At 60.4% G+C, this 15,062-nt stretch carries 11 protein-coding genes; 8 read left to right on the top strand and 3 right to left on the bottom strand.

All coding sequences use genetic code 11. From position 1 onward, the window contains the following. Positions 1-3 precede the first annotated feature (3 nt). Entirely contained in the window at positions 4-2,481 is a 2,478-nt protein-coding gene (locus EOM25_04085; protein ID NCC24370.1) for a diguanylate cyclase, read from the bottom strand. A 224-nt stretch (positions 2,482-2,705) separates the two neighbouring features. On the opposite strand from EOM25_04085, the gene EOM25_04080 reads away from it, so the two are divergent. Genes EOM25_04080 through mltG form a run of 3 tightly spaced genes read left to right on the top strand, consistent with a single transcriptional unit; the run spans position 2,706 to position 7,739 of the window. After that, the gene (locus EOM25_04080) at positions 2,706-6,248 is read left to right on the top strand and encodes an FAD-binding oxidoreductase (protein NCC24369.1); all 3,543 of its coding nucleotides are present in this window, start codon (positions 2,706-2,708) and stop codon (positions 6,246-6,248) included. 10 nt (positions 6,249-6,258) lie between these two features. Next, positions 6,259-6,723, top strand: coding sequence for a Holliday junction resolvase RuvX (ruvX, locus tag EOM25_04075; GenBank protein NCC24368.1), 465 nt, complete (start codon positions 6,259-6,261; stop codon positions 6,721-6,723). Beyond that, positions 6,720-7,739, top strand: coding sequence for an endolytic transglycosylase MltG (gene mltG / locus EOM25_04070; protein NCC24367.1), 1,020 nt, complete (start codon positions 6,720-6,722; stop codon positions 7,737-7,739). Before ruvX ends, mltG begins: the two co-directional genes overlap by 4 nt. Before the next feature lie 31 nt (positions 7,740-7,770). Here mltG and EOM25_04065 read toward each other — a convergent pair whose 3' ends face one another. Continuing rightward, positions 7,771-8,376 (bottom strand): hypothetical protein, encoded by a 606-nt coding sequence (locus tag EOM25_04065; protein ID NCC24366.1) that lies wholly within the window; start codon positions 8,374-8,376, stop codon positions 7,771-7,773. A gap of 218 nt (positions 8,377-8,594) precedes the next feature. On the opposite strand from EOM25_04065, the gene gcvH reads away from it, so the two are divergent. The 4 genes from gcvH to EOM25_04045 all read left to right on the top strand — a co-directional run bounded on the left by gcvH (position 8,595) and on the right by EOM25_04045 (position 13,035). Continuing rightward, complete coding sequence (gcvH, locus tag EOM25_04060) at positions 8,595-8,975, top strand: glycine cleavage system protein GcvH (protein NCC24365.1); 381 nt, start codon at positions 8,595-8,597, stop codon at positions 8,973-8,975. Then, positions 8,975-10,309, top strand: a complete 1,335-nt coding sequence (locus EOM25_04055) for an aminomethyl-transferring glycine dehydrogenase subunit GcvPA (GenBank protein ID NCC24364.1) — start codon at positions 8,975-8,977, stop codon at positions 10,307-10,309. Before gcvH ends, EOM25_04055 begins: the two co-directional genes overlap by 1 nt. Further along, entirely contained in the window at positions 10,306-11,754 is a 1,449-nt protein-coding gene (locus EOM25_04050) for a glycine dehydrogenase subunit 2 (protein ID NCC24363.1), read from the top strand. Before EOM25_04055 ends, EOM25_04050 begins: the two co-directional genes overlap by 4 nt. Before the next feature lie 63 nt (positions 11,755-11,817). Further along, a complete protein-coding gene (locus EOM25_04045; GenBank protein NCC24362.1) occupies positions 11,818-13,035 on the top strand; it encodes an aminopeptidase P family protein in 1,218 nt (405 codons plus the stop codon). A 4-nt stretch (positions 13,036-13,039) separates the two neighbouring features. Here the strand turns inward: EOM25_04045 and EOM25_04040 are convergent, their stop codons facing one another. Next, positions 13,040-13,819: a methyltransferase gene (locus EOM25_04040; GenBank protein ID NCC24361.1), complete on the bottom strand. Its 780-nt coding sequence runs from the start codon at positions 13,817-13,819 to the stop codon at positions 13,040-13,042. A gap of 345 nt (positions 13,820-14,164) precedes the next feature. Between EOM25_04040 and EOM25_04035 the strand changes: the two genes are divergently transcribed. Next, complete coding sequence (locus EOM25_04035) at positions 14,165-15,040, top strand: mechanosensitive ion channel (protein ID NCC24360.1); 876 nt, start codon at positions 14,165-14,167, stop codon at positions 15,038-15,040. Positions 15,041-15,062 lie beyond the last annotated feature (22 nt).

Below are 15,062 nucleotides of genomic sequence, written 5' to 3'. Positions count from 1 at the left end.
GCCTTAATACTGATCCGACTGCCACATCTCCGGCTTAAAGCGGACCACCCGGTTGCGGCCTTGGTTCTTGGCTTCGTACAGGGCCACGTCCGCAAACTTGATGGCCTTGTACATGGTATTGCCATCCTCAGGGTATTCGGCCACCCCGAGGCTGATGGTCTTATGAATCACCTTGCCCTCGCCGACAACAAAGGCGTGCTGCTCAACCACGGCACGTATCTTTTCGGCCACCTCCACGGCCGCTCCGGGCTGAACGTCCTGCAAAAGAACCAGGAATTCCTCTCCGCCGTAGCGGACCAGAAGATCCGAACGCCGAATCGATTCGCTCATGAGGGTGACCACGTCCTTGAGAACCTGGTCCCCGACCTCGTGGCCGAATTCATCGTTGACCTGCTTGAAATAGTCCAAATCGGCCATGAGAAGCCCGGTGCTCCGGCCGTTGCGCTCGGACAAAGGCTCGTACTTGGAGATGAACTCATCCAAAAACCGTCGGTTGTGGATATGGGTCAGGGGATCGCGCAGGGCCTGCTCCTTGGACAGATGGAGCAAATTGAGGGAACTGAGCACCGGGGCCGCCTCGTCCAGATACTTGCGGAGTACCGGCACGACCTCTGCTCTGGCCCGCTCCCAAAGGTTGCGATTGATCAGGAAGGTGAAGATGGCCCCGACCTTGCCGCCCATGACCATGGGCAGGCAGCAACGGACATGCTGCGCGTGGTCGCAGTTGAAATGGGGACAGAGTACCGGATTGTAGAACGAGTGAACCTCCTCGGCAGCCCGATTGGCGCGGCAGACCTCCGTGGACAGCAGCACCTCACGTTTGCAGAGCATCTCCTTGCTCTCGTCCAGGGCAATGACGATCCGGTCCGCTTCGTGGTCGACCTCAAACAGGACAAATGTCTTCAAGTTGAAATCATGTTTAAAGACATGGGCCAGTTGGGCGTACACCTCATTTTTATCGATGGTTCCCTGAACGTCGTGACTAAAAAACGCCAGTTTGGCCATCTGCTCCAGTCGCTTGGAAACCTGGTCGAGGGATGGCACCTGCCCGCTCGTCTCCTGGCTACGGAGAACATAGGCCAGGAGGTGCCCGGTCCGGGACAGGAAATTTGCCCACAGCCGCATCATGGTGTTGACCACGTTGCGCATCTCAGAAAGTTCGTCGCCCCGGCGCATAGCGTAGACCGGACAGTTCCGGCATGTGTCGTAGCGATTGAGGAAGATGCAGGTGTCCCGCCAGACGGGCGAAATGGCCTCGGACCCGGTTTCGAGGTAACAGACCCTGGACGGGTCCTTGTAGACCGGGCACTCCTCGTTGTGACAGTGAAGGACCTCCAGACAATGGACGTGGTCGGTCTCGAACCGTTCCTTGAATTCGCTGGCGTGGGAGGCGATGAGAATCTTCTTGAACCGAAGGATAAACTGCTCGATGCGCTTAAGATTGAAAAACAGGATAGCCCAGAACACAATGGCCCCGAAAACAAAAAGCCCGCCGTACTGATAGACTCCGTTGATCCGGCTCTCCTCCAAGAGACTCGCATTGTATCCAAGAAGCAGGGAGGCTACCTCCTGCCCGGCTGAATTTGTCATGGTTTTCAAGGAGTAAAATCGTTCCTCCGACGACTCCGGAAGCCTTCCACCTTCAATGGTTCTGCGGCCATGGTCCCATCCGACGCCGAAGCCATCGAGAACGGTCCAACCTCCAAGATCGTCACGGGTGAGCAGAAGCATGCTCGTATTGGGGGCCGTCTGATCCCGGAGAACCTTGACCAACGAAATGCTAATTTCCACAATCCCCAAAATGTCGTGCCGACCTCCCACCGGGGCCAAGGCCCGGAGCACCGGTCTGTCGTCCAGGGTATCCAGACCAGCTTGTGCGGCATTCCGTTCAAGAGCCATGAGCATCAGGGAATCGGCAACCGTTGAATTCTGGCCGGGACCCAATATCGGAGCCTTCAAAGGACGAAAATCGATGTTCCAGGGGCCCACACCCAGGGTCAGTCCGAGCCTGTCGGCTGTAGCCTCGGCAAGAGCCGAAAGCTCCGTGGTCATGCCCCCCGCCAGCAAGGACCTGATCTCGGGCATGGAGGCCAAAACAGCCACCTGGGAAAGAATCAGGGCCTGCCGATCCTGCAGATGCCGGTCAACCGACAAAGACGACGCGACCAGGGCTTCCTGGGCCCGATCCCGAATGGCCGTCTTCAGGCCAGATGACAGGCAATAAATCTGAAAAAAACTCCCCATGACCAGGAGGACACCCGTCAGGTACAGAAATCTGCCCCGCAAGGACCATTGATCGACAGTGGTCAGCCTTCGAAGAAAATGGCGCCATTGGATCTTGCGAAACTCGGATGCCTTTTTCCGCTCCCGCACTTTTCCATTTTCAGCCTTTTTTTCGATCTTTTCGTTATCCATGAACTCCATCATCCTCGACTGTGTTAGATGTTCGATCCGCCCGAAATCGTTCAACGGATTGCTCATAGCATGCCATCCCCATCTCCGCAAGAATCACGCCCACCTCGGTCATGTCCAATTCTTCCAGAACCGATACGAGAAAAAAAATGAATTAAAATATAATATATTCAATATGTTATTAATATAAATGCAAAGGTGCCTTGCCAAGACCAACCATCGGAAGTAGATGATGAAATTCAACATCAGAGCCGAGCCCGCCCGACCCGGACCTGAACCAACCCCCCACGAGCATGACCCATAAAGGCCCCCATATTTCCCTGTCCTCGGATCGACTGGTCAAACGCGTTCTCGGCCTGCCTTTGGAAGAATTCCAGACCTGGCCCGAGTACCTTCAGCAGATCGCCCTGGATCTGGCCGAGGAACTCTTTCTCATCCGCTACAACCCCTTCATCTCTCCACGAAAGGTCTGGCAGAGCGTCCACGACCGGCTCATGACCGAAAAGGGGGCCCTATCCCCCCAATACTTCCAGGATCTCTCCAAATGCCTCCAGGGGTATTGGAACCGATTCGAGGCCGACCGGAAGTTCACCCGAAATCTCAAAAAACGATTGAAATCCATTCTGCCTGTTGGAGCCGTTTCCGACGCTCCCAACACCCTCATCGAATGTTCCACCGACGCCACCGACCTACGAATGGAGCTTCCGGCCCTAGTGGTCTTTCCCGAGGACACCTCGCAGGTTCAGTCCGTGGTCCTTCTGGCCAACGAACTGGGCTTCTCCATCGTTCCTCGGGGCGGCGGATCGGGTCTGACCGGCGGCGCCGTGCCGGCCAAGTGGCGGACCGTGGTCATGAGCATGAGCCGGATGAAGAAAATTCTCCGCGTCGATCCGGAAGCCATGATTCTCTGCGCCCAGGCCGGAGTCATCACCCTGGACGCCGCCAAGGCCGGGGCCGAGCGGGGCATGCTCTTCACCGTGGACCCGGCCTCCAAGGCCGCTTCATCCCTGGGCGGCAACGTCTCGGAAAACGCCGGCGGCCCCTTTGCCTTCGAATACGGCACAACCCTGGACAATATCCTGAGCTACAAAATGGTCCGGGCCTCGGGGGAAGTGGTCGAAATCGTCCGTCGGGATCATCCCCGACACAAGATTCTGGCGGGTGACTCGGCCATCTTCGACGTCATGGACCCGGCCGGCCGGATTCTGGAAACCGTCAGCTTGCCAGGAGAGCAGATTCGGGGGCTTGGCCTTGGCAAGGACGTGACCAACAAGTGGCTCGGCGGCCTGCCCGGCATCCAGAAGGAGGGTGTGGACGGACTGATCACCGAGGCTTGCTTTACCCTCCACAAGCAACTCGATCATTCCACGGTCCTGTGCATGGAGTTTTTCGGCCGGACCATGCACAACGCCATGCTGGTCATCAAGGACGTGGCTGCCCTGCGCGACCGCATCAGGGAGCAGGGCGACCTAGTCAAGATTTCAGCCCTGGAGGAATTCGGCAGCAAGTACGTCCAGGCCATCGAGTACCGCAAGAAATCGTCTCGCTACGAGGGCGAGCCCATTTCCGTTCTGATCATACAGATGGACTCCGACCACCCCGAGGCCCTGGCCCAGGCCGAAGCCAGAATCGTGGACATCGCCGCAGCCTACGACAACGTCGACGTGTTCGTGGCCAGGGGCACCGCCGAGGCCGAACGGTTCTGGCACGACCGTCACCAGCTAAGCGCCATCGCCAAGCGGACCAGCGGGTTCAAGATCAACGAGGACATCGTCATACCCCTAGAAGTCGTACCCGAATTCGCCGACTTCCTGGAGCGGCTGAACCTCCACTACCTGGCCCAGGCCTACCGGTCGGCCCTACAGAAAGTCAGCGCCCTACCCGGGGTGGACGTGGACGACGAGTTCGTCAAGATGGAACTTGATGTCACCGCCCGGATCATCAAGGGTCGTCTGGGCAAGGAGGACATCCCCGAGCAGGAGCTCCAGCTTCAGGTCTTCTACTTCTTTCAGGACCTCAAGAGCCGGTATCCGGCCCTGGCAAAGGAACTGGACGCCATTCTAGAGGAGATGAACGGAACCCGCATCCTCATCGCCAACCACATGCACGCCGGAGACGGCAACTGTCACGTCAACATTCCCGTCAACTCCAACAATCTGGACATGCTCCGGCAGGCCGAAGAAGCCGCGGCCAAGGTCTTCGAGGAGGTGCTCCGCCTGCGGGGAGTCATCTCGGGCGAACACGGCATCGGCATCACCAAGATTTCCTTTCTCCCCCAAGACAAAATCGACGCCCTGCGCGAATACAAGAATCGGGTCGACCCCAACAACGTCTTCAATCCCGGCAAACTCACCCAGCGCGACCCGGTCGTGGCTCCCTACACATTCTCCTTCAACCGTCTCATCCGGGACATCAACAAGACGGCGCTCGAAGGCAAGGAAGCCCTCATCGATCTCTTGACCAACATCCAGACCTGTACCCGCTGCGGAAAATGCAAGCAGGTCTGTCCCATGTACCAGCCCGAACAAGGCCTTCTCTTCCACCCGCGAAACAAGAACATCACCCTTGGGGCCCTCATCGAGGCCCTCTACTACTCCCAGATCAGGACCGGTGAACCCGAGCCGGATCTCTTGGACGAACTGAGAAGGATGATCGAACACTGCACGGCCTGCGGCAAATGCTGGGCCATCTGTCCGGTCAAGATTAAGAGCCACGACGTCACCCTGCGTATGCGCTCCTATCTGGACGCCAAGGGGCATTCCGGCCATCCGGTCAAGGCCAGGGTTTTGGGCTTTCTGAGCGGCTCCCCGGACAAGACCCTGCCCGTGGCAGCCAAGGCGGCCTCCGTGGCTCAGGCCTTCCAGTCCAGGGTCGTCGGTCTGGTTCCGGCCCGGTGGCGCGAACTGGCCTCAAACCCCCTCGTGAGCGGTCCGGGACCGTCCACCGGTTTCCGAAACCTGGCCGAGGTCCTGGAATTGTCCAGGTCTTCGGTTCTGGCTCCCAAGGGTGTCCAGAACCCCGGGGCGGTTCTCTATTTTCCGGGATGCGGAGGCGGGCTCTTCTACCGGGACATCGGCATGGCCACGGTCTATCTCCTGCTTCGAACCGGCCATGCCGTGCTTCTGCCACCCAGGCACCTCTGCTGCGGCTACCCGCTGACGGCCTCAGGGGCCCAGGCCGCATTCGAACGCAACCGGATCAAGAATGTCGAAGCCCTGCAGAAGCTTCTGGCCGAGTGTCAACTCGAAGCTGTCGAAACCATGATCACCGCCTGCGGAACCTGCCGCGAGGGCACCCGCGACTACTCCCTGGCCGTGGATGGCCGACCTCTGGAGCGAATGGACGCTCTTCAGTTCCTGCTTGAACATCTGCCGGTAATCCAGGGTGGCGAACCGGTCCTCTACCACCCGGCCTGCCATGCCGAGTGGACCGGCCAGGCTCCGGACAAGGCAGGGCAGGCCTACGCCAAGGCCGTGGGAAAGGCCCTTGGCCGACCTGTCCGTCTAACCCCGGGCTGCTGCGGGGAAAGCGGTCTCGGGGCACTGACCTCGCCGGAGATCTACAACCGAATTCGTCGAGCCAAGATAATCCGCCTGGAAAGCGACCTTTCGAGACCCGAATGGGCCTCGGCCCCCATCCTGGTCGGCTGTCCGTCCTGCAGAATCGGGGTCGCCCGTTCCCTCCTGAACATGGACCTCCCGAACCGCGTGCTGCACACTCTGGAATACTTGGCCCTGGCCCTGGGTGGGGTGTCTTGGAAAAAGGATCTGAGCCAGGCCGTGATTCGCGGAAGCGTCGAAAACGGAATTCGCCTCTGCGACCTGCCGAGGTTCTGAAAAGGTCGAAATGCGGATTCTGGGAATCGATTACGGACTGAAGCGGGTCGGACTGGCCCTCGGGGACACTGATACCGGTTTGGCCGTCCCCTTGCGGGTCGTTCGATGGGAAACCAGAGCCCACCTTTTCGAGGACGTGCTGAAGGCCTTTGACGAAACCGAGGCACGGGCTGCGGTCGTCGGCCTGCCCCTGGATCTCGAAGACAAGGAAAACCTGACCACCCGGCAGGCCCGGAACTTCGCCCTGAGCCTGACCCGACGCACGGATGTTCCTATCTATCTCCAAAAGGAGGGGCTGACCTCCGTCGAGGCCGAAGGAATGCTCCACGAGGCCGGAACCTGGCGTCGGAAAAAGGCCCGGGACCGGGACCGGGGTCTGGTTGACCAGATGGCCGCGACAGTCATCGTCCGGGATTTCCTGGAAGCCCTGAAGACGGGTCGGCCCGCCCGCCTGGACGAATCGGAGGGGACGTGATCCGCAAAGGAATCATTCCCGACCTGATCACGTGGCTCGTGATCGCGCTCTGTCTGGGCGCGGCCCTGGACTGGATGAGATTTCTCCTCCTCCCCCCGGAGATCCCGAGCCGAATCGTCGTCTTCACCATCCCTCCCGGAGAAAGCCTGGCCTCGGCCACCCGGAGATTGGCCCTCAACTCCCTGACGTCCTCTTCCAACCGCCTGCGACTTCTGGCCCGGGCCCGCGACGACCAGGCTCGAATCAGGGCCGGAGAATACGCCCTGGAAACCGGATGGAAACCGGACCGTCTCCTCGACGCCCTGACCAGGGGGCCTACCCTGCTTCATCGTCTGACCATCCCCGAAGGCCTGGCCTGGTGGCAGACCGCCGAGCTGACCGGGGCCTCCGGCCTTGCCGATACCGACGACTTCTCGGTCTGGGCAACCAATGCGACATGGGTCAGGTCCCTGGGCATTCCCGCCGAGACCCTGGAGGGCTACCTCTGGCCGGACACCTATCTTTTGCCACGGCCGACGACCAACGATCCCCGGCCGGTAATCCTGGCCATGCTCGCCCAGTTCAAGGCCCAGGCCGGGCCTGAATTCCAGCGGGCCGGTCTGACCGACCCGGCCCTGACCCACGATGTCGTCACCCTGGCATCCCTGATCGAGAAGGAGAGCGCACGCCCAGAGGAACGGGCCACGATCGCCGGGGTTTTCGCCAACCGGCTCGACCGGGGCATGCTTCTTCAATGCGACCCGACCATCATCTACGGGTTGGCCCAGGCCTTTGACGGCAACCTGACCCGAAATCACCTTCGGGACTCCGACAATCCCTACAACTCCTATCGGCACTCCGGCCTGCCGCCCGGACCCATCTGTTCGCCGGGACTTGAAGCCATCCGGGCCGCCTTGAACCCCGAGGAACACGACCTCCTCTTCTTCGTGGCCAAGGGAGACGGGAGTCACAAATTTTCGCGGACCCTTGAAGAACACAACAGGGCCGTAAACCGCTATCAGCGGAACCGGCCCTGAGTCTCATTTCCAGCCCAACGGTTCGGAAAAATTATTCTGCCATTCCGTCCTCGTTCCATTCCAGGGTCTGGGCCAATCGTTCCCGATACGGCATGACCGCCTTTTTATCCTCTTCCGGGGCCTCGACATTCTTGGACAAGGTGAGCATGACGCCCTCCATCTGAGCCTGAATCTGCTGTTTCTGCTCCGGGCTGAGGTTCGGGTCCTTTTGGATCGCGGCCATCTCAGACTCCATTTCCCGACGCATCTCAGCCATGGACTCGCCCATCTCAACGGCCACAAAGGCCTTGATCACCCTGTTGGCCGTGGCCGCCCAAGTTTCAGAAGTAAAACCATTGCGTTTGAGAATGGTTCGCAGTTCTGCGTTATTCTCAATGTCCCGAATCTGTTCTGGGCCGAAAATCTGGTAGTCGCCCTGCACGCCATCGGACATGTTCGGATCGACCATGAAATCGGGAACCGCCTCATCTTCCTCTTCCGAATCATCAACCGCTCCATCCCAGAGCGGCTTCATTTCCTCAATGGCAGCCAATGTCCGCTTGATCTCGTCATCGGTCAGGGCCCTGGCTGCGACAGGACCAGCCGCCACGGCCATAGCAAGCAAGGCGACCAAAAAACCCAGCACAATCTTGCGCATACACTCCTCTCCTTGGTTGAGCATCAGGATTGAGGCCGGTCCATCCGACCATTTCACCGGAAACCTCTAGCCCAACCGGCCCAAACTGGCAACTTCGAGCACGGCGGCGCGGGCACTGTCGTGTCTGGGCCAGGGCTGAAAAGTCGCGGTTGCCCTTCCCGGCCAATGTTTATATGCAACCACTCGACAACACATTCCCACATCCAAGGAGAAACATCATGATACCTGAAAATCTTATGTACACCAAATCCCATGAATGGATTCTCGTCGAAGGCCAAACCGCGACCATGGGCATCACCCAATTCGCCCAGGAGCAGTTGGGAGATCTGACCTTCATCGAGCTGCCCGAGATCGGCCGGGAGTTCACCGCTGGCGAAGAGATCGGCAGCGTCGAATCGGTCAAGGCCGCCGGAGAGATCTATGCACCGGCCTCGGGTCAGGTCACCGAGGTCAACATCACCCTGGAGGCTTCTCCGGAACTGGTCAACCAGGACCCCTACGGACAGGGCTGGTTCATCCGCTTCGCCATAACCGACCTTCCGTCGGACCTCCTCTCGGCCCAATCCTACGCCGACCACGTCACATCCGAGGCCCACTGATGCCCTACATCCCCCACACTTCCGAAGAGGAACACCTCATGCTCGATGCCGTGGGCGTTTCCGGCATTGAGGAACTCTTCCGTGACATTCCGGATGAATTCCGCCCCCGAAGCTTCGACCTGCCTCCCGGCCAGAGCGAGATGTCGGTCCTGTCCCGCATTGAAAGTCTGGCGTCCAAAAACCGCACCGACCTGACCAGCTTCCTGGGAGCCGGGTTCTACGACCACTACATCCCGGCCGCCGGCCCGGCTCTTCTGGCCAGGGGCGAGTTTCTGACCGCCTACACCCCGTACCAGCCCGAGGCCTCACAGGGCACACTGCAGGCCATCTTCGAATACCAGACCGCCGTGACCAGGCTCTTGGACTTGCCCTACGCCAACGCCTCGGTCTACGACGGGGGCACGGCCCTGTACGAGGCTATGATGATGGCCGTTCGTCAGACCAAAAAACGCCGCTTTGTGGTTTCCGAGGGCGTCAACCCCATCTATCGGGTCATGCTGGGCACCTACACCCGGAACCTGAACCTCGAACTGGTCACCGTGTCCCACGCTCAGGGCCGCACCGACCTCGAAGCCCTGGAAGGGGCACTGGACGGGAACACGGCCGGGATCATCGTCCAGAACCCAAACTTCTTCGGGACCGTGAACGACTTCACGACCCTGTTCGCCACAGCCGCCAAATTCGGCGTGGTCACGATCATGAACGTCTATCCGGTCCTCCAGGCCGTGATGAAAACCCCCGGCGAGATGGGCGCCGACATCGCCGTGGCTGAGGGCCAGAGTCTGGGCCTGCCTCTCAGTTTCGGCGGGCCGTACCTGGGCATCATGACCACTTCGGCCAAACTCTTGCGCCAGATGCCCGGCCGCATGGTCGGCCGAACCGAAGACATCGACGGTCGCACCGGATATGTCCTGACCCTCCAGGCCAGGGAGCAGCACATCCGGCGGGAAAAGGCCACTTCCAACATCTGTTCCAACCAGTCCCTCTGCGCCCTATCCGCCCTGGCCTACATGGCCCAGCTCGGACCCGAGGGTCTTAGGCGCACGGCCGAGGTGTCCATGGAGCGTGCCCATCAAGCCGCCGACCGTCTGACGGCCATTCCCGGAGTCTGCCTTATGAGCGACTCCCCCTTTGGCAACGAGTTCGCTGTCCGCCTGCCGCTCAGTTCCTTCACGGTTATCGACCGGCTCCTAGGAAAAGGCATCATCCCGGGCTTTCCCCTGGGCCGCTACTACGCCGGTCTGGACGACTGTCTGCTAGTGGCCTGCACCGAAAAAACCACCCGTGAAGACATCGGCATCCTGGCCGAAAGAATGGAGGGCTCCCTGTCATGAAAACCATGTTCGAGCAATCCGTTCCCGGCCGCCAGGGCTGCTGGCCGGAAAATGGAACCCGTACGGCCGCCGACATTCTACCGACCGGTCTGCTACGCCAGACGCCTCCGGCCCTGCCCGAGCTGGGCGAACTGGACGTGGTCCGGCACTTCACCAACCTTTCCCGCCTGAACTACGGCGTGGACGGAAACTTCTATCCCCTGGGGTCGTGTACCATGAAGTACAACCCCAAGATCAACGAAGCCGTGGCCGCCCTGCCCGGATTCACCCGCCTGCACCCCCTCATCCCCCAGCTTCGGGGGGCCGGCAATTTGACCCAAGGGGCCCTGGAGGTCCTCTATGAGACCGAGCGCCTCCTCCAGGAAATCACGGGCATGGCCGCCTTCACCCTCCAGCCCATGGCCGGAGCCCACGGCGAACTGACCGGGGTCATGCTCATGGCCGCCTACCACGCCGACAAGGGAAACAAAAAGACCAAGATCATCGTTCCGGACTCGGCCCACGGCACCAACCCAGCCTCGGCCGGCATCGCCGGCTTTGACGTGGTCGGCATTCCCTCGAAGGACGGCATCGTGGACCCGACAGCCCTGGAAAAGGTTCTGGACGACGACGTGGCCGGCATGATGATGACGTGCCCGAACACCCTGGGCCTGTTCGAACGCAACCTGAAAACCATCGTGGACATGCTCCATGCCCGGGATGCCCTGCTCTACTATGACGGGGCCAACCTGAACGCCATCATGGGCAAGATGCGGGTCGGCGACGTGGGCTTCGACGTGGTCCACCTGAACCTGCACAAGACCTTTGCCACCCCCCACGGCGGGGGCGGCCCGGGTTCCGGACCCGTGGGCGTCTCTCCGAGACTTGAGCCCTATCTGCCCGTCTCCCGGGTGGTCAAACTCGATGACGGACAGTTTTTCCTCAAGTACGACTACCCCAAGACCATCGGCTACATCGCCCCATTTTATGGCAATTTCGGCGTCATCCTCAAGGCCTATGCCTACATCCTGCGTCTGGGGCGCGAGGGCATCGTCCGGGCCTCGGAACGGGCCGTACTGGCCGCCAACTATCTGCGCCGGCGCATCGAAAACCACCTTGAAATCCCCTACAACCGGACCTGCATGCACGAATTCGTGGCCTCGGCCGCGGCTCAGGCCCAAAAAGGCGTCCGAGCTTTGGACATCGCCAAGGCCCTCTTGGACAAAGGCCACTACGCCCCGACCATCTACTTTCCTCTCATTGTCAAGGAATGCCTAATGATGGAGCCCACCGAGACCGAGTCCAAGGCCACATTGGACCGCTTCGTGGACGATCTGATCGAAATCCTGACCCGGGCCGAGACAGACCCGGAGAGCCTCCACAGGGCCCCGCTGGCCACCCCGGTCCGCCGCCTGGACGAGGTCAAGGCCGCCCGGGCCATGGTCCTGACCGAGGACCTCGGCTGAGGCCGAGCCACTGACATTTTCCAAACCGGGGCCCCGCACGGGGCCCCACAATCCCCATTCGCCATGCCCGACACCGAGACTTTTGCCCGCGCCGAATCCGACCGGCGACTTGCCGCCTTCCGGAACCACCTGCCCCGTATCGCTCCCCAGGCCCGAGGAGCCATGATCTTTTCGCGTCTGAACATCTTCTACTTCACCGGAACCTGGGCCAACGGCCTGCTCTGGATTCCCCTTGACGGGCGTCCGATTCTCTTCTGTCGCAAGGCCGCCGAACGGGCCAGGCTCGAATCCCCCCTGTCGGCCATCGTCGAATTCGTGTCCTATTCGGAAATTCCCGGTCTGGCCAAGGAATCCGGCTCCCCCTTGGCCGGGCCCGTGGCCGCCGAAATGACCGGGTTGTCGTGGTCTCTGGCCACCCTCCTGCAAAACCGAATGCCGGACATCGTCTTTCTTCCCGGTGATCGGGCCATCGGCCTGGCCCGGGCCGTCAAGACCGACTTCGAGATCGCCATCATGCGCGAGGCCGGCCGCCGACACCACCAGGCCAAATATGAGGAACTTCCCAGACACATCGCTCCGGGCATGACCGAATACGACATCGCCGTGGCCCTCTGGCAGGTCTTCTTTGAGCTGGGTCATCAGGGCATGATGCGCATGCAGGCTCCGGGCGAGGAGGTCTTTCTCGGCCATGTCTCGGCCGGAATCAGCGGCATCCACCCAAGCGTCTTCAACGGCCCGGTGGGACTGCGCGGAGTCCATCCGGCCGTGCCCTTCATGGGCAGCCGGGACAAGATCTGGAAACCGGGCCGACCCCTGACCGTGGACTGCGGTTTTGGATTGGAGGGCTACCACACCGACAAGACCCAGGTCTACTGGGCTGCCGGGTCCAGAATTCCTGACCAGGCTCGCCGGGCTCAGGAATTCTGCCAGCGGATCCAGGCTGAACTAGCTTCCGAACTGAAACCCGGGGCCATTCCTGAAGAGTTATTCTCCAGATACTGGGAGCTGTCCCGAAAGGAAGGATGGGAAGAAGGGTTCATGGGCCTCGGCGGCAACAAGGTCCGTTTCCTGGGCCACGGCATCGGTCTGACCGTGGACGAACACCCGGTCGTCGCCCGCCGCTTCGCCGCCCCCCTGGAAGCGAACATGGTTCTGGCCCTGGAGCCCAAGTTAGGCATTCCCGGTCTGGGCATGGTCGGGGTGGAGAACACCTTTCTGGTCACCGACGTCGGCGGAGAATGCCTGACCGGAGACGTGTTCGACCCGGTCATGGTCGGCTGAAAGCTCACCCGTTCAAATCGTTTTTGGAAAGCCCCTGATTGCAGGAAAGATGGGGGCAGAACCGAAGGACCTGCCGGGTCAATCGTGTTTTCGCTCCCCGACCGACGTGAAGAACCAGCGGCGGCTCGATAATGAGACCCGGCGAGCCGTTTCGTCTGGCCTCCACCAGGACGAGCCGGGCGGGTTCCCTTCTTCTGGGGTGGACCATGACCAGGCGCTTGGGCTCCAGCCCGACCCCGGTCAACAGGACGAGCAATTCAGACAAACGCTCGGCAGGAAAGACAACCGCCGCCCATCCCCCGGTCCGGACCGCCCAAGCCGCCCCCTGGACAAACGCTTTCAGCACCCCTCCCCCGGCAAACCGGGCCGAGCGGACCTCCTCCCGCTCCGAAACCCGCCCCGAACCCGGACTCCTGAAGGGCGGATTCATGACTGCGCCGTCAAAACTCCCAGCATCGAACCATCGGGCTCCGGGCAGGTCCTCCACCCGGCCGCGAATCAGATCGTACCGGGACCCAAACCCGAGACTTATGGCGTTTCTCTCGGCGCAGTCCGCCAGAACCGGAGTCCGCTCCAAACCCACGATTCGAGATTCCGAATCAATCCGGTGCAGGAGGATGGTCAGCCCCACCACCCCGCACCCTGCCCCCAGATCGAGAATACGCCTTCCGGCCGGAGCAAACGCGGCCAGGAGCAGCGAATCAAAGGAAAAACGGTAGCCTTCTGTCGGCTGATCCAGCCCCCGGGGAAACAGGCCCCGGGCCGATATCGAATCCTCGGTCATGGTCAAGACTCCAGGCGATTAAACGAAACGTGTTTCCCACACGCAAGATGATTTTGCCTCACCAATCCAACATTGGCCAATCCGGGTTTTTCGGCAAGAACAGAATCGAGGCCGCGACATTCCAAACCAATCCGGCTTACCTGTTCCTTCGTGATGAAGAAAAATCGTTCAGACATGGGCTTTCGATGCCTTGGAGCGAAACCGCGTTCGGCGAATGTGCATTTCGTGACGCGTGGCCGGAAACTTTTCCCGGCCCGGTTTCCGGACTCTCGACACGGCCAAACTTGTCTGAACAGGGGATTTCCGTTACAAAAATTTCCAAAAGCATCGCAACAAGGAGTATCCATGAACGGAACCATCGACCTGAACAAATTGGACCTGACATCCTTCAAGAAGGAAATACTGATCGATCTCCTGCACGACCTCGTCTCCTGGGTCAGCGAATACGGCTTTCGGCTCATCGTTGCCGTGCTCATCTTCTATCTCGGAATGAAGGTTTCCCGTAAGATTTCCGACCTCATTCAGGCCGCCTTGAAAAGGGGCCGCATCGAACAGACCCTATCCACCTTTCTCGGCAACATTGCCTACTACGCCATTATGGCCGCCGTGGTCATTGCGGCCATCAGCCAGCTCGGCATCAGCGTGACCTCCTTCATGGCCATCCTCGGCGCCGCCGGACTGGCCGTCGGCCTGGCCCTCAAGGACTCCTTGGCCAACTTCTCTTCCGGGGTCATGATCATCATCTTCCGCTTCTTCAAGGTCGGGGATTTCGTGGACCTGGCCGGAACCTCCGGCACGGTGGATTCCATCAACATCTTCAACACCGTTCTGATCACGCCGGACAACCAGAAGATCTTCATCCCCAATTCCCGAGTCCTCAGCCAGAACATCACCAACATCACGGCCAACCCGACCCGCCGCCTGGATCTGGTCATCGGCATCAGCTACGACGACGACGTGGCCAAGGCCAAGAAGATCGTGGCCGACATCCTGGCCAAAGAAAATCGCATCCTGCCCGACCCAAAACCGACCATCGTCCTCGGTGAATTGGCCGACAGCAGCGTGAACCTCTTTGTCCGCCCATGGGTCAAGACCAGTGAACTCTGGGCCGTCAGATGGGATCTTCTGGAGGCGATTAAGACCGAGTTCGATCGCCAAGGCATCACCATCCCCTACCCGCAACAGGACGTCCACTTCAAACCGACTCCGCCCCAAGCCTGAAACGTGCAACAATCATCCGGAC

The sequence above is a fragment of the Deltaproteobacteria bacterium genome (assembly GCA_009929795.1).
Taxonomy (GTDB): Bacteria; Desulfobacterota; Desulfovibrionia; order Desulfovibrionales; family Desulfomicrobiaceae; genus RZZR01.
This window is presented reverse-complemented; position numbering and strand designations above follow the sequence as displayed.